Here is an 18,685-nt window from a genome sequence, read left to right on the forward strand (position 1 = left end):
CATTAAAAAACAGCCTGTCTCCATCACTGGAGCAGGCTGTTTTTGTATAGACTGAACTGGGCGCGATAGGTCAGGTAAGTCTTCAACACGAACGATGAGCCGATTGCGCCGGCAATGCCGGTGATATACGGGAGCAAGTCAGGATTTGTCGCGAATTGTTCGAAGAGACGACTGAAGGAAAAATGTCGGCCGAGGAAAAAACCTGCGCCGAGAAAGACACTAATCCAAATCAAAGCCCCGGTATACGCATAGACGGCGAAAACCCGAAACGGCATCTTCGAAACACCGGCAAAAAAAGCGGACAGTTGGCGAAGGCCAGGTATGTAGTAACCGATAATCAAGACCGACTTGCCGTAACGAAGAAAGCCGGCTTCTGCCGTGACAATGTGTTTTTCAGAAATGCGAAACTTCGGTCCGATTCGATGAAGCAACGGCATTCCGAGTTTCAGACCAAGCAGGTAGCTGATCGTCATCCCGATACAGCTTCCGGCGTAAGCGGCGAGAATCGTTCCGATTAAGGGTAAATTGCCTTGATGCATCCAAAAACCGGACATGATCAGTAACGTTTCATCCGGAACAGGAAGCCCGATGATCCCCCCGGCTAGAAGGATCGCAAGTCCGAATGAACCATATTGATGAAGCACTTCATGTAATATGTGATGGATCGGGAACACCTTCCTTCATAAATTCTTCTTCTATAGTGTACAGGAAATGAGGACTGGTTAAAACGACAAGGTGGGGAATCATGGGAATGAACGGATGGATTTTTGATTTCGAGAAGTCAACTCTTTTCCTTATATTCGATTCGGGCTATACTCGTTAAAGTGACTAATTTTAGAGGACGGTGTCTGCAATGATGCATGTAATAAATCAGTATGGTTGGATTGAAGTGATTTGCGGAAGTATGTTCTCTGGTAAGTCGGAAGAATTGATTCGACGCGTTCGCCGGGCTCAGTACGGGAAGTTGCCGGTCCAAGTGTTTAAACCGGCAATCGACGACCGTTATCATGAAGAACATGTCGTCTCGCACGTCGGCAACTCTGTCATCGCGGTACCGATGGCGACGAGCCGTGACGTGTACGCGGCAGTCGCACAAGAGACACAAGTGGTCGCGATTGACGAAGTTCAGTTCTTTGATGATGAAATCGTCGATGTCATCGAGGCCCTCGCGCAGGACGGAAAACGTGTCATCTGTGCCGGACTCGATCAAGACTTCCGGGCGGAACCATTCGGTAAGATGCCGGAACTTCTCGCACGGGCAGAGTTCGTCACGAAACTGCAGGCGATCTGCCTGTCGTGCGGTGACCCGGCATCGCGGACGCAACGTTTAATCGACGGTCGACCTGCCAACTACAATGATCCAATCATTTTAGTCGGCGCGTCAGAGTCGTATGAGCCGCGTTGCCGCCACTGCCATGAAGTGCCGGGGAAATCGCAAGCCCTGCAACAATGGAAGAAACAGCAACAGAACTGATGAAGTAAACGAAGGACTGATTCATCAGTCAGGACCACATCAATCAAATGGCCGATACTCCCATCGTTTCAAGGGAGCATCGGCCATTTTTTTTGCGCATTCATATTGTTCTGGACGGCTTAGTCGATGCTTGAAACACGCATCGAAACAGTCTTCATCCCTTGCTTTTGCGCAGGAAAGACATCAACCGGTGTGGGTCAAACGACTATATTGGTGTACAAAGTGTGTTGCCTCGCGGACAATCGTTTCTTGATCATAATCGAGGGTCGCGACATGATAGGAGTCAAGCAGGCAATAGCTCCGTTTGTCCGTCGAACCGATGACTTGATAAAGGTAATCCGAACTTTCAGGCGGGACGACATGGTCTTCGGCAGAATATAAAATAAGTGTTGGAATCTCGATGGCTGGTAAGAGTGGACGTGTCTGGTCAATCAAGGTCAAAAGTTCCGATGCGCAGACGACAGGGACTTGGTCATAGATGATTTCAAACGCTTCACGTTTAATGTCTGGGGTACTTTCTTTTAAGTAGCGTGGACAGTCTTCAAAAGATAATGCTTCATAGGCAGGAATCGCTAACGCTGCATTGATCGTAATCAATCCGTCAGCAGGTAATCCTTCCGCGACGAGTGCAAGGGCAAGTGTCGCACCCATCGATTGTCCGGCGATGAAAATGGACGAACAATGATTGGTTAAGACGTCGAACCCTTGGCGGAGGCTTTGTTTCCAATCTTCAGCAGTCGACGCTTCGAAATCACGGATGCTCGTCCCGTGTCCGTCGAGACGCGGGGCATACACGGTAAACCCTTGGGCGGCAAACTGCTCTCCGACAGTACGGACGCTTTGAGGGGTTGCGTTAAAACCGTGAGACAGTAAAATACCGATTGGACCTCGTTCAATCAAAAAAGCTTCTGCGCCAAACAGGACGGGTGATGATGAATTCATAAAGGGTTCCTCCTTCTATTAAAAAACTCGTAGTGCTTTAGGCGCACTACGAGATTCTCGTAAGTATCATCCAAAGCATCGGCTTTGCTGGTCGGAGCACCTTGCATGTTGCAGGTTGCCGTGGGTTCGTAGAGCCAGATCTCTCGCCCACTCTTGATATATCGTATAGGAATTGTCGGAATAATCATTGTGAAGAGGATAGCATTGATTGAAATACGTTGTCAAGACGTCAAAAAGAAGTCGAAATTGATAAACTGGGTAATTTGGTTTAATTTTGAAAATATGGTTGACTTGAGAAAGGAATCCCCGTAGTGTAAGCATTAGATTCACGACATAAGAACGACTTGAAACATCACACATATGAACTTCATACCGTAGCACTTATCGAGAGAGGTGGAGGGACTGGCCCTACGAAACCTCGGCAACAGACTTCTTACGTCGTACTGTGCCAATTCCGTCAGACGTTTGTCTGAAAGATGAGCGGAGCGGATTCTGCCTTAGTGCAGATGGAAGGATCCTTTTCTTTTAAGAGAAGGGTCCTTTTTTTGATGTTTTCCTAAAAAAAGAGAATGAAATACAATTCATTTTGTATTTTAGAATGACCTGTGCTAGTCTTGAGCTGTATAACTCAATAACCAGTTCTTCGGGGTAGGGTGAAAATCCCAACCGGCGGTGATGCGATTGATAAATCGATGAGCCCGCGACCTGCAGTGTACGCACTGTGGCTGACTTGGTGAGACTCCAGGGCCGACGGTAAAGTCCGGATGGGAGAAGGACGAAACAATGCGCTTGCTGCCATTTTCTGAAAAAATGTTTTCAGGGAAAGGTCTGTTTCTGTATGTGTAAAAACAGAAACGCGAGACGCTTATTTCGTCAATCCTTCAATCACGACGCCCCTTTTACAGGAGGCGTCTTTTTTATTGAAAGGAGCGGAAAAAATGGAAACATTCATGAGTTATGCGATGCAACTAGCACACATGTTAAACGGTCAAACGAGCCCGAATCCGAGTGTCGGCTGCGTCATCGTCAAACAGGGGCGGATTGTTGGTTTTGGGGCCCACCGTTATGCGGGAGGACCCCATGCCGAAGTCGAAGCGCTCCTCATGGCAGGTGAAGCAGCACGCGGAGCCGATCTCTACGTGACACTCGAACCGTGCAATCATCACGGCAAAACACCGCCGTGTACGGAAGCAATCCTCGAAGCAGGAATCAATCGTGTTTTTATCGCGACAGAGGACCGCCACGCGCTCGTCGCAGGAAGCGGTATCACACGTCTCCGTCAGGCGGGGATTGACGTCGAAGTCGGTCTACTAAAAGACGAGGCAGTGGCACTGTATGAACCATTTTGGACGGCGATTGAACGAAAACGTCCGCATGTCACAGTGAAAGTCGCCCAAACGATGAACGGGACGATTGCGACGGGTGAACAACGCTTTATCACTTCGGAAGCGGCACGTGCTGACGGACGGCAGTTACGCGGGATACACGACGCGATTCTCGTCGGAAGCGACACGGTGATCATCGATGACCCGGCACTGACGTTGCGCAGTTCGACCGGCATCGAACCGGTCCGTGTCATTGTCGATCGCCGCGGGCGCCTGACTGAAACATTCCAAGTCTTAAACGATGGCTTGAATCCGACGTACTGGCTGACGGAACAGCCACGAACAAGCGAACGGGCGAACGTGACGGTTTTCGTCGGGACGTATGCGACACCGGACCAAATCCTCGAACTTTTATATGAACAAGGTATTCGCAGTCTGTTGATTGAAGGCGGTCCCACGATTCAATCCGCATTTTTAGAAGCGGATCTCGTGGATACGATCGAACTCTATCAGGCACCGTCCCTCTTCAGTGGGACCAAGTCTCTGACGACGGAACAGGACATCGAAGACCGTTTTGATTTAGTGAAAATGAACCAAATCGGACAAGACGTCCATCTCCAGTATGTACGAAAGGAGAGGATGACATGTTTACCGGATTGATTGAAGAACTCGGCACAATAAAACGGAAAGTCCCCCGTCCGAACGGGCTGGCGCTCGAAATTGAAGCGACAGCAGTGCTTGATGGAACAAAGATTGGCGACAGCATTGCCGTTGATGGGATTTGTTTGACGGTGACGGCGATGACGAAGAGCGGATTCACGGCCGATGCCGTCCATGAGACGATCCGAGCGACGTCGCTGCAGACGTTACGGGTCGGAGCAGCCGTTCAACTCGAACGCGCGATGCCGGCGAATGGACGGTTCGGCGGTCACTTCGTCAGCGGTCATATCGACGGAACGGCTCGGTTTCTCAGCCGGCGACCGGACGGTGAAGCGATGGAATACCGTTTTGAGGCAGGCGACTGGAGCAAGTACTGTATTCCGAAAGGATCGATTGCGATTAATGGGACGAGCCTGACGCTGCAACATGTCGGAAACGACGCGGTGACGATTTCATTGATTCCCCATTCACGCCAAGTCACGACGTTCGATCGCTTGCAGACGGGTGCCCTCGTCAATATCGAATGTGACTTGATGGCGAAACATCTCTATCACTTTACGCAGAAGGATGCGAAGACGGACTGGTCGGCATTTTTAGGAGGCGAAGTATGATGAACGGATTTGATTCGATTGAAGAAGCAGTGGATGACTTAAAACGCGGACGACCGATTATCGTCTGTGACGATGAAAACCGTGAGAACGAAGGGGATCTCGTGTTACTTGCGGAACATGCGACACCCGAGATGATTAACTTCATGATCACTTACGGCAAAGGACTCGTCTGTGTCCCGGTCAGTCCGGATATCGCAACACGACTCGAACTCCGGCCGATGACAGATGTCAACACGGATCCGCACGGAACGGCTTTTACGATCAGCATTGATCATGAAGATGCGAAAACCGGCATCAGTGCAGCGGAACGGGCAATGACGATTCAGCGGATGTTGACGGATGGTCCAAAGCAGTTCAAGCGTCCCGGACACATCTTTCCGTTGATCGCAAACGAAGGCGGCGTACGCGTCCGGCGTGGTCATACGGAAGCAGGGATTGATTTGGCACGGCTCGCGGGAAGCGCCGAAGCGGCCGTCATCTGTGAAATCATTTTAGACGACGGGACGATGGCACGGGTTGATGATTTAGTGACGTATAAAGCAGAACATGATTTAAAAATGATTACGATCGATGCTCTCGTCCGCTATCTCGAGCGCTCTGTCCGCCGTGAAGCGGAAGTCTTGTTACCGACGACGCACGGGGCGTTTCGGATGCTTGGTTATACGACACCTGACGCCAAGGAACATGTCACGGTGCTATCAGGTGAAGCAGAAGACGGGATGCTCGTCCGGGTTCATTCCGAATGTCTGACGGGTGACGTCTTCGGATCAAAACGGTGTGACTGCGGTCCGCAACTCGACGCGGCGCTCGACCGGATTGAACAAGAAGGCGGCGCTGTCCTCTACTTGCGGCAAGAAGGTCGGGGGATTGGTCTGATGGCGAAGCTGAAAGCCTATGAGCTCCAAGAACAAGGACTCGATACGGTCGAGGCGAACCATGCGCTCGGATTCGCAGCCGACTTACGCGACTACGCCGTCGCAGCAGCGATGCTTCAGGACCTCGGTGTCACGAAAATCCGTTTGATGACGAATAACCCGGATAAACAGCAAGCGCTCGAAACGTACGGCATCACTGTGCTTGAGCGGGTTCCGCATGAAGTACCGGCAAGTTTAGAAAACCACCAGTATCTCAAAACCAAACAGACGAAGCTCGGGCATCTGCTCGATCTCGAAGGAGGAAAATAAGATGGTATACGAAGGATTTTTAACGGGCGAAGGACTCCGGGTTGCGATCGTCGCAGCACGTTTTAATGAATTGATCACTTCTAAATTAGTCGGAGGAGCAAACGATGCCTTCCGTCGTCACGGTGTCGAAGCGGATAGCGTCGATACGGCGTGGGTGCCGGGCGCATTCGAGATTCCGCTCGTCGCGGAGAAACTGGCGAAAAGCGGTAAGTATGATGCCATCATCACACTCGGTGCCGTCATCCGCGGTGCGACGTCGCATTACGATTATGTCTGCAATGAAGTCGCGAAAGGTGTTGCCGGTGCGTCGCGTGAGACGGGTGTTCCGATCATCTTCGGTGTATTGACGACGGACTCGATTGAACAAGCGGTCGAACGGGCCGGCACGAAAGCAGGGAACAAAGGGTATGAGTCGGCGGTCTCTGCCATCGAGATGGCGAACTTGTTACGCAGCTTTCAGTAATGTTTCTCTATCGGATGTAAAACGGGGACAGACGTAAAAGTCAATCCGCCACCTGTTAGATCGTTCAAAAGGAATCACTCGTTTCACGCGACTCCTGCAGGAAAGCGCGTGGAAAATGAGCGATTCCTTTTTGAGGTCGCGCCCCTCTTACATGCGATAGAAATTTTTTTGGTTTTTATCAATAATTCATGGTCACGGATACACGGGATGGTATAACCACCGTATAATAATAAAAGTACGGAAAACTTAGAGGTTTGGAAGAAAGGGGGGCGAATGAACATGAAGCGGATTCATTACGTATACGGCGTTCTTTTATTTAGTTTGAGCTATTATAGTTGGATCTGGTTTTATGCCGATCGACCGGAACTGGCATCGTGGGGAAATAACATTTTTTCTATCATAGGCTGTATAGCTGCAACATTATTCTTACTGCACACATATCGAACGAATGGCCGGGACCAAGGCCGGTTTTTTCTCTATCTTGCTTTCGGAACAGGAAGTTATCTGATTGCGGAACTGATTTGGATGTCTTATGAAAATATCCAACAGGTTGCCGTTCCTTTTCCCGGTCTGCCGGACCCTTTTTATATGTTGCAATCGTTCTTTTTCTTTATGGCATTTCTTCATTTGATTCGAAAATACGTGACGAAACATCAATTGATTCGATTCGTGTTTGATATTTTAATCGTCATGACTGTCGCTGTGACATACAGCTGGTTTTTCTTGGTTCGTCCTTCTTTAGCGGATGGGCAAGCGTCGACAGCGGAAAACTTCGTCGCGTTCGCGTATCCGATGAATGATGTCGTATTGCTGTTTTGTGTCATCAGCATCTACTTCTTAATCGAAAAACGACAAACTGTCACACGACCGACCTGTTTCTCCTTTTTGTTAATCGGAATATTAATTCAGATTATCGCCGATACCCTTTTTCTATATATGACGACCATCCATGGGTATGAGAACACCGCAGCGATTGATCCGTTATTCATTTTAAGTTTATTGTTAGTCGCGATTTCCGGTCATGCGGGAGAAGTGACGATGGAACATATCCGAGTCGATCAGGAAGAAAGGCAATCCTTGCATCTCGGGCGATTGTTTTTACCGTATTTCCTCGTACTTCTATTGTTCTCAACAATGCTGTTTTATGCGCAACGGGGAGATGCCTTAAATGGATTGATGATTGGTTGCGGGGTGACGATTCTCTTAATTTTAGTCCGGCAAATTTTAATTATTTTAAGTAACCATCAATTGATTCAAGAAATCCACCATAAGGCGGATGAGTTGGAAGAGAGTAAGGAACGTTATGAATCACTCTTTACGTATCATCCGGATGCCGTTTATTCTCTTGATTTGAAAGGACAAATTGAAAGTGCGAACCCATCATTCGAAAAACTGACGGAACATTGTGAGAGCGAGTTGATTGGTCGGTCGTACGATCAATTGCTTGGACAAGGGACTTCTGCCATGGCGGATCAAGATAAGATGAGCGCTGAACAATTCGAGACGGTGTTTCGAAAGGAAGGTGGCAACAATGTCCTGCTCAGCGTGACGACAATTCCGATTCGTGTCCGAAAACGACTTGTTGGTTTGTTCGGCATCGGTCGTGACATCACAGACATGCGGAAAAATGAATTGAAAATCCATCAGCTTGCGTACTATGACCACTTGACGAAAGCGGTCAATCGAAAGTACTTCGAAGAGATGTTACACCATTTAGTCGAGCAAGAACAAAGTCAAGAAACGATCATTCTCTGCTTCATCGACTTAAACGATTTTAAACTCGTGAATGACTCGTTTGGACATCACATCGGCGATCAATTGCTGATTCAAGTCGCAGAACGCTTACGCCGCGCGACAGAAATCGAAGATGTCGTCGCCCGACAAGGGGGCGATGAATTCACGGTCATTCTCCGTCATATCGTGTCGGAAGAAGGGGCGAGAACCCGGACCGAGCGCCTTCTTAACCAGTTGAGCATCCCGTACAATATTGAAGGACTTGAAGTCGTCTCGAGCCCGAGCATCGGAGTAGTTCGCCATCAAAGAACGGAACCGAAACATGTCGTGACGTTATTAAAACAAGCGGATTTAGCGATGTATCAGGCAAAGGCAAAAGGCGGAAAAACGGTCGTCTTCTTTGATGATATTGCGGAAGCGGCGTCATACCGGCTACGACTTGAGTCGGAGCTTCCCCATGCGATTGAGACGAATCGACTCGTCTTGTATTATCAACCTCAAGTCGACACGATCACGTATCAGATGGTCGGTGTCGAGGGGTTGGTCCGCTGGAATCATCCGGAGCTCGGAATGATTTCACCGAACGATTTCATTCCCCTCGCGGAAGAAGCGGGGATGATCATTCGTCTTGGCGAATGGGTTTTACGTGCAGGCTTTTTGCAGGCGAAACGCTGGGAGGATAAAGGAATCGAGTTGAAGGTCGGTCTGAATGTCTCGATGCAACAGTTCCATCACCCAACGTTCGTCCTGACGTTGATGCAACTTTTAGCAGAAACAGACGTCGACCCGAGGCGAATCGATTTAGAAATCACGGAGGTATCGGCAGTCGAAGACATCGAGGTTACGGTCAAGACGATGCATCGTTTGAAAGAGCTGGGGTTCACGATTTCGATTGATGATTTCGGGACAGGCTATTCCTCATTATCCCGTCTCGTCGATTTCCCGATTGATACGTTAAAGATTCCGCGTGAATTTGTTAAAAAAATCAATATCGAGACGAGTGGGTATGCGATGATTTCCTCCATCATTCATTTAGCAAAATCGCTGGATGTAGCAGTCATCGCGGAAGGGGTCGAGACGCTCGAACAAGTCAACGTCTTGAATCGCTTGAAGTGTACACGGATGCAAGGTTATTATTTCGGTCGTCCGATGCGGCCTGAAGCCATTGAGCTGTTGCTCTATCCGGATCAGCGCTAAGCGTAACCGACTCAGTTTGAAACTTTTTCCAAAATCGACTCGTAGACACAGGTAAACGAGGAGGGAACGCACATGAAGAAGGGAAGATGGTTTTTTTCGCTGGCAATGGTTTCTTCGGTCGGTCTTGCCGGATGCAGTCAAGACGACCTGTCGAATAGTGAACTGTTAAAAAAGGCGACGGCAGCACAGGAGGATATTCAGTCGTTTCATATGGAGAGCGACATCTTTTCAGAAGTCGGCGGTCTGCCTGTCAGTCAGCAAGTCGCAGCAGATGTCATTCAAAAACCCTATACGATGCATCAAACGATTAAGATGAAGAATGTCGAGGATGGCTCGGATGTACAAATGGAGAGCTATATGCTCGACGACAAGATGTATATCGCACAGGACGGGCAATGGTTTGTCCAAGACATCTCGGAGATGAATGACATCATGGAATCATCCGTCTCGACCGATCAAAACCTGAAACTGTTGAAGAAGTATAAAGACAATTGGACAGCCGAAAGAAAAGATGAACTCTATCAAATTGATGTGGACTTGACGGGGGACGACTTGAAAAACTTCATGAAAGACGCGCTCGAACAATCGGGACAGATGGCGCAGATGAAAGAGATGATGGATCAAGTGGATTATAAAAAGATGGAATATACGATGACATATGACGCAAAGACGTATTATCCGAAGACGCTCGATATGACGATGGAGTTTGAAATCACAGAAGGCACGACCTTTAAGATGACGAATGAATCCACGTTTTCGAAATTCAATGCCATCGAGTCGATTGAGCTGCCGGAAGAGGCAAAAGAGGCCCAATCGATTACTGATATGAACCAATGACGAACAGCCGATTTTCCCCGACGTGACACGCCGGAGGAGGTCGGCGTTTTTTTCATGTGTGGAACATCTCTGAAAGGGGAACTTAGGAAATAGGGTTGACAGTATTCTGTCAATTCTGAAAAAATGGGAAAGTCTACATACGAATTGCAGAGGGGGAAAAGCATGGGAACGTCATTCACTGAGTGGGTAAGTTCGGTGTCAAATTTGGTTTGGGGAGCACCGTTACTGATCCTATTAGTCGGAACAGGCATTTACTTAACGATTCGTTTAGGATTCATTCAAATTACAAAACTTCCTTATGCGTTAAAGCTCGCGTTTACGAAACAAGAGGACTCGAAACAATCGGAAGGGGACATCAGTCATTTTCAGGCATTAATGACCGCACTGGCAGCAACGGTCGGTACGGGGAATATCGTCGGTGTCGCAACAGCCGTCGTCCTTGGGGGACCAGGTGCGATCGTCTGGATGTGGTTATCCGGATTATTCGGCATGGCGACCAAATATGCGGAGGCGATTCTCGCCGTCAAATACCGTGTCGTCGATGAAAAGGGGCAGATGGCCGGAGGGCCGATGTACTATCTTGAACGGGGGCTCAAGCAAAAGTGGCTCGGGATTTTATTTGCCGCTTTCGCTTCGATTGCCGCTTTCGGGATTGGTAACGGGGTTCAAACGAACTCGGTCGCGCTCGCGATGAAGTCAACGTTCGATGTACCGCTCTACGTGACCGGAATCGTCTTAATGCTCGCAACAGGTGGCGTCATTTTGGGTGGTGTCAAATCGATTGGGAAAGTCGTCAGCTTTTTCGTGCCATTCATGATTTTCTTTTATGTCGGAAGTGGTTTATTGATCCTGATCATGAACTATGACTTGATTCCAGCGGCATTTTCAACAATTTTCAGCAGCACATTCTCGAATGAAGCGATTACGGGTGGTGCAATCGGGGCGGCGATTCGTTACGGTGTCGCCCGAGGCGTCTTCTCGAATGAGGCGGGTCTCGGTTCAGCGCCAATCGCGGCGGCGGCGGCGAAAACCGATTTCCCGGGACGACAAGCACTCGTCTCGATGACACAAGTCTTCCTTGATACGATTCTCGTCTGTTCGATGACAGGATTGACGCTCGTCATGGGTGGAAAAATCGGGACGGGATTAGAAGGAGTCGAATTGACGACTGCAAGTTTTGAAGTGTTCCTCGGTCCGACCGGAAAGTATATCGTCACGATTGGACTTGTCTTGTTTGCCTTTTCAACAGTCCTCGGCTGGTCGTATTATGGTGAAAAATCGATTTATTATCTCTTTGGTCAAAAATCAATCGTGCCGTACCGCGTCGTATTTGTTCTCGTCGCCGGAATGGGCGCGATGACGACGAACTTGAACATGGTTTGGGCCATCTCGGACGTCTTCAACGGTTTGATGGCAATACCGAACTTGATTGGTCTGCTTGGTCTGTCCGGCGTCGTCATTGCCGAGACGAGGTTGTTCCGCGAACAGCTGAAAAAAGAACAGGCAAATCGAAACGCCTCCTGAATCCAAAAGCGATCATTTCTTTTGGAGGTGAATCCGACGCAGGAGTCAGATCACAATCCATCAAACGGCCGACGCTTCCGACTTTTTACGGAAGCATCGGCCTTTTCTATGCAAATTCTTATCGTTCACAAGAGAAAGGGAGGTGGATTTCCGGGTCATGCACTGGAAATCCACCTCCCTTTATTCATTTCAAGTCGTTAAGTGGTCCGGTAGAACATGACCGACTCATATGGACGTAATGTGACGTTGCGCCCGTCTTGTGCGACATCAGGATAGTTCTGAATCAAGACGTCGGCGTCCGACATCGTCTCTGGTAACGTGAACGTCTTTTCTGAACTGTAGAAGTTCGAGAGGACGAGCAGCTGTTCGTCCTCTGTCGTTCGTTCGTACGCCCAAATCGACAAGTCGTCCGGTGTGAGAAGACGATACATTCCGTTCGTCAACACGTCATATTGTTTTCGTAATTGAATCAACTTTTTATAGTGGTGGAACACCGAATCAGGATTAGCGACGGCAGCTTTGACATTGATGTCAGTATAGTTCGGAGCGACGTCGATCCACGGCGTTGCTTCTGAAAAACCGGCGTGAAGCGTCGAGTCCCATTGCATCGGTGTTCGGGCATTGTCGCGTGATTTTTGGCGGATTGCCGCAAGAATCTGTTCAGATGCTTCGCCCTGAGCAATTTTTTCTTCATAGAGATTCAATGTTTCGACGTCACGATAATCTGTAAGATCCGTAAAGTCCGGATTCGTCATCCCGATTTCTTCGCCTTGATAAATATACGGTGTGCCTTGTAGACCGTGTAACGTCGTCGCGAGCATCTTCGCGCTTTCGACGCGGTAGACGGTATCGTCACCGAACCGGCTGACGACACGGGGCTGGTCGTGGTTGCACCAAAAGATGGCATTCCACGCTTTTCCCTGCATCCCGACTTGCCAGTCCGACAGGATCCGTTTTAACTCAAGAAAATCGAATGGCGCGGCTATCCATTTTTGACCGTCCGGATAGTCGACTTTTAAATGGTGGAAGTTAAAGGTCATCTTCAACTCTTCCTCGCTGACATTTGAATACTGCCGGCAATGATTGAGTGTCGTCGAGGACATCTCACCGACCGTCATCAAGTCATAACCGTCAAACACACGTTGATTCATTTCCTGGAGGTACTCATGGACACGAGGTCCATCCGTATAAAAGGTTCTGCCGTCTCCAGTCGGGTCATTTGGGAACGATTGATCCTTCGAGATGAGATTGATGACATCCAGGCGGAATCCACGGACCCCTTTGTCGCGCCAAAACTGCATCATCTGATAGATGTCTTCGCGAAGACGCGGGTTTTCCCAGTTGAGATCGGCTTGGGTTTGATCGAACAAATGAAGATAATATTTGCCGGCGACTTCATCAAATGACCAGGCCGGACCACCGAACTTCGACTGCCAGTTGGTCGGTTCATCCCGCCAAATGAAATAATCATGATACGGACTGTCGGGATTCCGTCCTTGCTGGAACCAGTCGTGCTCCGTTGAACAGTGATTGACGACGATATCCATCATCACCGCTAAATCACGTTTCGTTGCTTCCGCAAGCAGGTCATCGAAGTCTTGCATCGTCCCGTAAGAAGGGTCAATCGCATAATAGTCGCTGACATCATACCCATTGTCATTTTGTGGTGAGGCATAGACGGGTGTCAGCCATAAATAATCAATGCCGAGTGACGCGAGATAGTCGAGTTTTTCCGTGACGCCACGGAGGGTGCCCGTCGCTTTTCCTTCCGGGCTGTAAAAACTTTTCGGATAGATTTGATAAACAGCGGATTTCCGCCAGTCGGTCGTTGTGAGAGTCATACAAGTCACACCTTTCTAAAAACAGTTACGCAGCATCTTTGAGTGCCGCTTTTCGTGCGCGTTTCGTCGAGACGTAATGGAACAGGAACGTACAGACAACCGGGATAACAATCGCGATCACCATACCGATGATGAACGACAAAATCGATCCGGGAACGATTGAGATGAAGGCAGGCAAACCACCGACACCGATTGCAGGAGCTAAGACACCGCTGACGGCGATGAAGGAAGAAGCGATGGCTGATCCGACGAGTGCTGCATAAAATGGATATTTAAAGCGTAAATTGACACCGAACATCGCCGGTTCCGTAATGCCGAAGTAGGCAGAAATCGCGGACGTCGACGCCATGTTTTTATCATTCGCGTTTTTCGCGAGGAAGAGCATGGCGAGCGTCGCTGATCCTTGAGCGATATTCGAGATGGCGATCATCGGCCAGATGAAGGTTGAACCGCTTTGTCCAATCAGTTGAAGATCGACGGCGATGAACATATGGTGCATCCCCGTGATGACGAGTGGTGCATAGAGGGCACCGAACAACAAGGCACCAAGCAGCGGGACGGCTTCGAACGTATTGACGACACCAATCGTGATCCAGTCGCCGAGCTGACGCGTGACGGGACCGATGACAGCGAGGGCAAGGAAACCAGTTAAAGTAATCGTCGTAATCGGAACGACGAGGAGCTGGATTGCATTCGGAACACGTTCCTTGAGCCATTTCTCGATCGTACTTAAGACATAGGCCGCTGCGAGTACAGGCAGGATTTGACCTTGGTAACCGACCTTTTCGATTTCGAAGAGACCGAGTATGTTGAATGTCGGAATCTCGCCTTTTAACGCACTTTGTCCATAATTCCAGGCATTCAGGAGGTCCGGGTGGACAAGCATCAGTCCCATGACGATCCCGAGGATTTCACTTCCGCCAAACCGTTTTGTCGCCGACCAGCCGACAAGTGCCGGTAAGAAGACGAAGGCGGTGTTCGCCATCATGTTGATTAAATCCCATAACCCCTGGAGGTTCGGGTAGCGGTCAATCATCGTTTTTCCGCCGAACTCGATGCCGAAGAGATTGTTGATCCCCATCAAGAGACCAGCGACGATGATGGCAGGGATGATTGGCATGAAGACGTCGGAGAAGACTTTAATCAGTTTCTGGAACGGATTCATCTTGGAAGCACCGGACGATTTGACGTCGGCGATGGTCGTTGCTTTTAATCCGGTCAATTGAATGAATTCGGCATAGACGCGGTCGACATCCCCCGCGCCGATGACGATTTGATAGACGCCGGCATTCAGGAATGCCCCTTTGACGAGCGGGACTTCGAGTAAGGCATCTTGTTCGACGAGGCTTTGATCTTTCAGTGTCAGGCGGAGCCGCGTCACACAATGGGCGGCTTGCTCAATATTATCTTTCCCACCGATTCGTTCGATGAGTTGTTCAGCAATTTGACGGTAATTAGGTTTCATCTCTCATTCTCCTTTTGGATTGAACTGAAGACATCACTTGAAATGAAAACGTTTTCTTATCTGCGCAAATCCATCTTAACTTATCTATATAAGTTAAGTCAACAACTTATATAGATAAGTTTAAATGGATTGAAGAAGAGGAGACTTCAATCCTTTCTGAATCAAGATAAAAACCGCCTCTCCGACAAAATAGGGAGGCGGTTTAAGACTGTAGACAACGTGCTACCGGGAAATCAAGCGTCTGTTTTCGTTGCGTTCCTCGGGCGAGGCGCAAGCCGTTGCTCCTTGATCCTCACGGACAACGAGCAGGGTCTTGCCTGCCTCTGAACGTGCGTTAAAAACGCACTTTTCCCCGTAGGAGTCAACGAACGTAACGCTTTTCAGGTCATACCATGAGGAAAATCCAGGCATGCAAACGGTTTAGAGCGCAATCTGTCTCGAATCGTCTTTTGAGCGGCCATCTTGCGGTCTATCGACGCGCGATATCCGTAAATTGAAATTTATCGAGACGGTGGCGCGATTCCGTATGTTCGAAATGTTGCCCTTCATAATAATACGTGTCATTCGTGATGACGATGACATGCGTCGTCCCCTCTAAGTCGAGTTGTTCCCGATCTTCAGCTGTCGCAGGCTGCGCTTCGATTTTTCGTTTCGCATAGCTGATTTGCCGGTTCAACGTTTGTTCGATATACGTATAAATCGAGCCGGAAGCGACCGCTGAAGTGAGTCCTGGGACGAGTTCTGTCACGAAGTGGTTGATATCAAAAATGACGCGTTCACCGTCGATGATTCGAATCCGTTTGATTCGTGTGATCGATGTTCCTTTTTTTACACTGAATAACTGAGCGAGCTCATCCGTCGCATCGATGACGTCGCAAGACAAAACGTCCGTTTCAACTTCGTGTTGCCCCATTTTTTGATGGGCTTCCGAAAAGCTGACGATGCCATTGAACTGAAACTCGATCGCATCTTGACTCAAGACGAAGACGCCTTTGCCTTGTTGTTTACGAACAAAGCCTTTTTCGAGCAACGCATCGATTGCCTTACGGACCGTCCCGCGACTCGCAGAGAATTCTGCCATCAATTCCGTTTCTGATGGTAATTTCGTTTCAGCAGGTAATGATCCATCCTGAATCCGGGCGGCGAGTTGTCGGGAAATTTGAAGATATTTTGGCATGGGTGTAGACCGTCCTTATTTAAAAGATTTGAAACAAGTGTAGCACGGATTCAGCGACTCCACCCAATCATCCGGCGGTAGGAACTGAAGGCAGGCCAGGCGAGAATCAAGACGGCGAGCCAATACAGGATTTGATTCTCGGACGAAATGACGCCGATGACGGCAGCGAGTATGAACGTCGTATAGACCGTAAAGAGAATGATGAAAAACGGATGCGACTTCGGGAAGACGGTAAAGCGACCGAGTCGCTCGTTTTCGCTACGCACATAAAGCTGACGGCTGATGACGAGAAGCAGGATCGTCAAAGCAGCGCTGTAAATCGCAGGACCGGTTAAATCATTCGATTGGAACAACAACGGGAACGGGGTTGTGACCGTCATCAAAAAATCCAGTGACGATGTGAAATCATCTTTAAGTCCGAAACCGAGTGTCGTGACGGCAGCGATGGCAAAAAACGTGAAGTAATTCAAAAAGAACAGGAACATCCCGATTAAGAGCTGACCGATGATATCACCCGCAATCGTTCCTGCGAACAAGAAAATGGCGAAGACTGTCATATCGAAGATGAAGAATTTAAAAAAGTCATATGTCAGATCACTCAAAGTGACGTAATCAAACGGATGGATGCCTCCGATGCCTTGTAAGATGAACCAGCTCGAGAAAAAGCCGAGGATTGGAATGATGATCAATACGGCGGCCCCGATACTCAACTTAATGAAGAATAGATGTTTTTTATGAATCGGTAAGGCATGGAGGATTAAACTGCGTCCGCTGCCCCGTTCTTGACCAACCATCAAAATGGCGAAGACGGCAATCAAAAGCGCTCCGAAACCGGCGAAAATCGGGCTGACGAGTACGGTTTGCAAGAGATTTGGTTTTGCATCAAGACGATACGTATCGAAATTTTCGATGGCGGAGAAACTGCTGAAGCCGTAGCTGAAGATTGCGAGTAAAAAGAACGTCGCGAGCGGCCAAATGCCTTGTTTGATATGATAACGAATCAATTGTTTAATCATGACGATTTCCTCCGAACGTTCCTAAAAAATAGTCTTCCATCTGGACCGGTAAGGCGTCCTTTAATAAGGGATTCGTCTTCTCTAAGTAAAGCTTTCCTGCTTCCGATAAAACGAGCAAGGTGACGACGCGTCCGGTTTGTGTCAGGACATGAATGTCATGGTGCTTCAGCTCGGGGACGGTCTCGTAGACGACTTGCCATTTTTGCATGCTCGCTTTTGCATCGTCGAGTGTCTTCGGTTCCTTGACGAGGTGCTGTTCGATCGTCATCACGCGGTCCGCGAGCGTATCGAGTTCCTCGAGTTGATGTGAGGCAATCAAGACGGCTGTCTGACGTTCCGTCAGTAAAGAGACCAGTTGCTGTAAGTAGTTGCGCTTATTAATCCGGTCGAGTCCGTCTGTCGGTTCGTCGAGTAACAAAACAGGGGCGTTCGTCGCAAACGCGAGTTGCAGCAAGAACAGTTGCGCCTGTCCTTTCGAGAGCGACGTCACTTTCCGACCACGATCGAGGTTCGACGAGCGGCAGTAGTTTTCGATATAGGTCCGTTCGAAGTTCGGATAAAAAGCCTGATAAAACTCAATCAGTGATCCGAGTGTCATCTGACGGTAGACGCCGATGGAGTCGGGAACGAGAAATAGATGCTTCCGTGCTGCCGGGACGTCGTGGATTGACTGGTTGTTCCATTCGACTTTCCCGCGCGAGGGTTCGAGTGCCCCGACAAGTGTTTTCAGTAACGTCGTTTTTCCGGCGCCGTTTCGTCCAATCAATGCTGTGATCGTACCAGCAGGCAATGTGAACGAGGCGTTTTCATAAATCATCGTCGAATCGATTTGTTTTGTTAAGTGTGACACGGTCAACATGATGAATCCTCCCTGTGTTGTATGAGTAACTGATAAAGTTCTTCGTTCGAAATCGATAGTTCATTCGCGACAAGGCAAAGTGTCGTGATGTGCTCTTGAATGGCAGCTTGTTTGACTTGGTCAAGCGGCAAATCCGAGACGAAGGAGCCTTTTCCTCGCATCGTCACGATAAAGTCTCGGCTTTCGAGTTCCTGATAAGCACGGGAGACAGTGTTTGGATTGACGAGTAACGTGCTCGCAAGATCGCGGACCGACGGCATCTGTTCGCCCGACCGTAGGATTCCCCGCGCAATCGCGCGGATGATTTGCGTGACCAGTTGCTCGTAAATCGGGAGCGGACTTTTCGGATCAACGGTAAACATCCTTCCACCTCCTT

At 49.0% G+C, this 18,685-nt stretch carries 16 protein-coding genes and 3 riboswitches; of the genes, 8 read left to right on the forward strand and 8 right to left on the reverse strand.

The window, feature by feature from the left end:
* Positions 1–23: 23 nt before the first annotated feature.
* Positions 24–674 carry a DedA family protein gene (locus KNP96_RS12895; protein WP_214767790.1) on the reverse strand — a complete coding sequence of 217 codons (651 nt, stop codon included), beginning with the start codon at positions 672–674 and terminating at the stop codon, positions 24–26.
* A gap of 182 nt (positions 675–856) precedes the next feature.
* Between KNP96_RS12895 and KNP96_RS12900 the strand changes: the two genes are divergently transcribed.
* The gene (locus tag KNP96_RS12900) at positions 857–1,474 is read left to right on the forward strand and encodes a thymidine kinase (protein ID WP_034801409.1); all 618 of its coding nucleotides are present in this window, start codon (positions 857–859) and stop codon (positions 1,472–1,474) included.
* A gap of 183 nt (positions 1,475–1,657) precedes the next feature.
* On the opposite strand, the gene KNP96_RS12905 is transcribed toward KNP96_RS12900, so the two are convergent.
* The gene (locus tag KNP96_RS12905) at positions 1,658–2,416 is read right to left on the reverse strand and encodes an alpha/beta hydrolase (RefSeq protein WP_088837993.1); all 759 of its coding nucleotides are present in this window, start codon (positions 2,414–2,416) and stop codon (positions 1,658–1,660) included.
* Between the two features lie 60 nt (positions 2,417–2,476).
* Positions 2,477–2,579: riboswitch (SAM riboswitch) on the reverse strand.
* Positions 2,580–2,794: 215 nt separating this feature from the next.
* Positions 2,795–2,899: riboswitch (SAM riboswitch) on the forward strand.
* 152 nt (positions 2,900–3,051) lie between these two features.
* Positions 3,052–3,196, forward strand: a riboswitch (FMN riboswitch).
* Positions 3,197–3,354: 158 nt separating this feature from the next.
* On the opposite strand from KNP96_RS12905, the gene ribD reads away from it, so the two are divergent.
* From ribD to KNP96_RS12940, 7 genes are all read left to right on the forward strand, one after another.
* Entirely contained in the window at positions 3,355–4,401 is a 1,047-nt protein-coding gene (gene ribD / locus KNP96_RS12910) for a bifunctional diaminohydroxyphosphoribosylaminopyrimidine deaminase/5-amino-6-(5-phosphoribosylamino)uracil reductase RibD (RefSeq protein ID WP_088838527.1), read from the forward strand.
* The gene (gene ribE / locus KNP96_RS12915; protein WP_214770965.1) at positions 4,386–5,012 is read left to right on the forward strand and encodes a riboflavin synthase; all 627 of its coding nucleotides are present in this window, start codon (positions 4,386–4,388) and stop codon (positions 5,010–5,012) included. The genes ribD and ribE overlap by 16 nt, the downstream gene beginning before the upstream one ends.
* Positions 5,012–6,196, forward strand: a complete 1,185-nt coding sequence (ribB, locus tag KNP96_RS12920; protein ID WP_214770968.1) for a 3,4-dihydroxy-2-butanone-4-phosphate synthase — start codon at positions 5,012–5,014, stop codon at positions 6,194–6,196. The genes ribE and ribB overlap by 1 nt, the downstream gene beginning before the upstream one ends.
* 1 nt (position 6,197) lies before the next feature.
* Entirely contained in the window at positions 6,198–6,659 is a 462-nt protein-coding gene (gene ribH, locus KNP96_RS12925; protein ID WP_088837990.1) for a 6,7-dimethyl-8-ribityllumazine synthase, read from the forward strand.
* A gap of 279 nt (positions 6,660–6,938) precedes the next feature.
* Positions 6,939–9,590 (forward strand): putative bifunctional diguanylate cyclase/phosphodiesterase, encoded by a 2,652-nt coding sequence (locus tag KNP96_RS12930; RefSeq protein WP_251135795.1) that lies wholly within the window; start codon positions 6,939–6,941, stop codon positions 9,588–9,590.
* A gap of 72 nt (positions 9,591–9,662) precedes the next feature.
* Entirely contained in the window at positions 9,663–10,427 is a 765-nt protein-coding gene (locus KNP96_RS12935; RefSeq protein ID WP_214767780.1) for a DUF6612 family protein, read from the forward strand.
* A 162-nt stretch (positions 10,428–10,589) separates the two neighbouring features.
* A complete protein-coding gene (locus KNP96_RS12940; RefSeq protein WP_214770974.1) occupies positions 10,590–11,951 on the forward strand; it encodes an alanine/glycine:cation symporter family protein in 1,362 nt (453 codons plus the stop codon).
* 197 nt (positions 11,952–12,148) lie between these two features.
* Here the strand turns inward: KNP96_RS12940 and treC are convergent, their stop codons facing one another.
* The 6 genes from treC to KNP96_RS12970 form a co-directional block, all read right to left on the reverse strand.
* Positions 12,149–13,792 (reverse strand): alpha,alpha-phosphotrehalase, encoded by a 1,644-nt coding sequence (gene treC, locus KNP96_RS12945; RefSeq protein WP_214770978.1) that lies wholly within the window; start codon positions 13,790–13,792, stop codon positions 12,149–12,151.
* A 25-nt stretch (positions 13,793–13,817) separates the two neighbouring features.
* Complete coding sequence (treP, locus tag KNP96_RS12950) at positions 13,818–15,257, reverse strand: PTS system trehalose-specific EIIBC component (protein WP_214770981.1); 1,440 nt, start codon at positions 15,255–15,257, stop codon at positions 13,818–13,820.
* A 469-nt stretch (positions 15,258–15,726) separates the two neighbouring features.
* Complete coding sequence (gene treR, locus KNP96_RS12955) at positions 15,727–16,434, reverse strand: trehalose operon repressor (RefSeq protein ID WP_214770983.1); 708 nt, start codon at positions 16,432–16,434, stop codon at positions 15,727–15,729.
* 50 nt (positions 16,435–16,484) lie between these two features.
* Positions 16,485–17,450, reverse strand: coding sequence for a hypothetical protein (locus tag KNP96_RS12960; protein ID WP_088837983.1), 966 nt, complete (start codon positions 17,448–17,450; stop codon positions 16,485–16,487).
* Complete coding sequence (locus tag KNP96_RS12965) at positions 17,443–18,309, reverse strand: ATP-binding cassette domain-containing protein (RefSeq protein WP_214770985.1); 867 nt, start codon at positions 18,307–18,309, stop codon at positions 17,443–17,445. Before KNP96_RS12965 ends, KNP96_RS12960 begins: the two co-directional genes overlap by 8 nt.
* Positions 18,303–18,671 carry a GntR family transcriptional regulator gene (locus KNP96_RS12970; protein ID WP_088837981.1) on the reverse strand — a complete coding sequence of 123 codons (369 nt, stop codon included), beginning with the start codon at positions 18,669–18,671 and terminating at the stop codon, positions 18,303–18,305. The genes KNP96_RS12965 and KNP96_RS12970 overlap by 7 nt, the downstream gene beginning before the upstream one ends.
* Between the last annotated feature and the right edge of the window lie 14 nt (positions 18,672–18,685).

The sequence above is a fragment of the Exiguobacterium sp. s133 genome (assembly GCF_018618595.1).
GTDB lineage: Bacteria > Bacillota > Bacilli > Exiguobacteriales > Exiguobacteriaceae > Exiguobacterium_A > Exiguobacterium_A oxidotolerans.

Bases quoted from the DNA above. Each gene is read 5' to 3' on its own strand.
- KNP96_RS12900 (WP_034801409.1), top strand. From the start codon at position 857: ATGCATGTAATAAATCAGTATGGTTGGATTGAAGTGATTTGCGGAAGT.
- ribD (WP_088838527.1), top strand. From the start codon at position 3,355: ATGGAAACATTCATGAGTTATGCGATGCAACTAGCACACATGTTAAAC.
- KNP96_RS12940 (WP_214770974.1), top strand. From the start codon at position 10,590: ATGGGAACGTCATTCACTGAGTGGGTAAGTTCGGTGTCAAATTTGGTT.
- treC (WP_214770978.1), bottom strand. From the start codon at position 13,792: ATGACTCTCACAACGACCGACTGGCGGAAATCCGCTGTTTATCAAATC.
- KNP96_RS12960 (WP_088837983.1), bottom strand. From the start codon at position 17,450: ATGATTAAACAATTGATTCGTTATCATATCAAACAAGGCATTTGGCCG.
- treR (WP_214770983.1), bottom strand. From the start codon at position 16,434: ATGCCAAAATATCTTCAAATTTCCCGACAACTCGCCGCCCGGATTCAG.
- treP (WP_214770981.1), bottom strand. From the start codon at position 15,257: ATGAAACCTAATTACCGTCAAATTGCTGAACAACTCATCGAACGAATC.
- KNP96_RS12965 (WP_214770985.1), bottom strand. From the start codon at position 18,309: ATGTTGACCGTGTCACACTTAACAAAACAAATCGATTCGACGATGATT.
- KNP96_RS12930 (WP_251135795.1), top strand. From the start codon at position 6,939: ATGAAGCGGATTCATTACGTATACGGCGTTCTTTTATTTAGTTTGAGC.
- ribH (WP_088837990.1), top strand. From the start codon at position 6,198: ATGGTATACGAAGGATTTTTAACGGGCGAAGGACTCCGGGTTGCGATC.
- KNP96_RS12935 (WP_214767780.1), top strand. From the start codon at position 9,663: ATGAAGAAGGGAAGATGGTTTTTTTCGCTGGCAATGGTTTCTTCGGTC.
- KNP96_RS12970 (WP_088837981.1), bottom strand. From the start codon at position 18,671: ATGTTTACCGTTGATCCGAAAAGTCCGCTCCCGATTTACGAGCAACTG.
- KNP96_RS12905 (WP_088837993.1), bottom strand. From the start codon at position 2,416: ATGAATTCATCATCACCCGTCCTGTTTGGCGCAGAAGCTTTTTTGATT.
- ribB (WP_214770968.1), top strand. From the start codon at position 5,012: ATGAACGGATTTGATTCGATTGAAGAAGCAGTGGATGACTTAAAACGC.
- ribE (WP_214770965.1), top strand. From the start codon at position 4,386: ATGTTTACCGGATTGATTGAAGAACTCGGCACAATAAAACGGAAAGTC.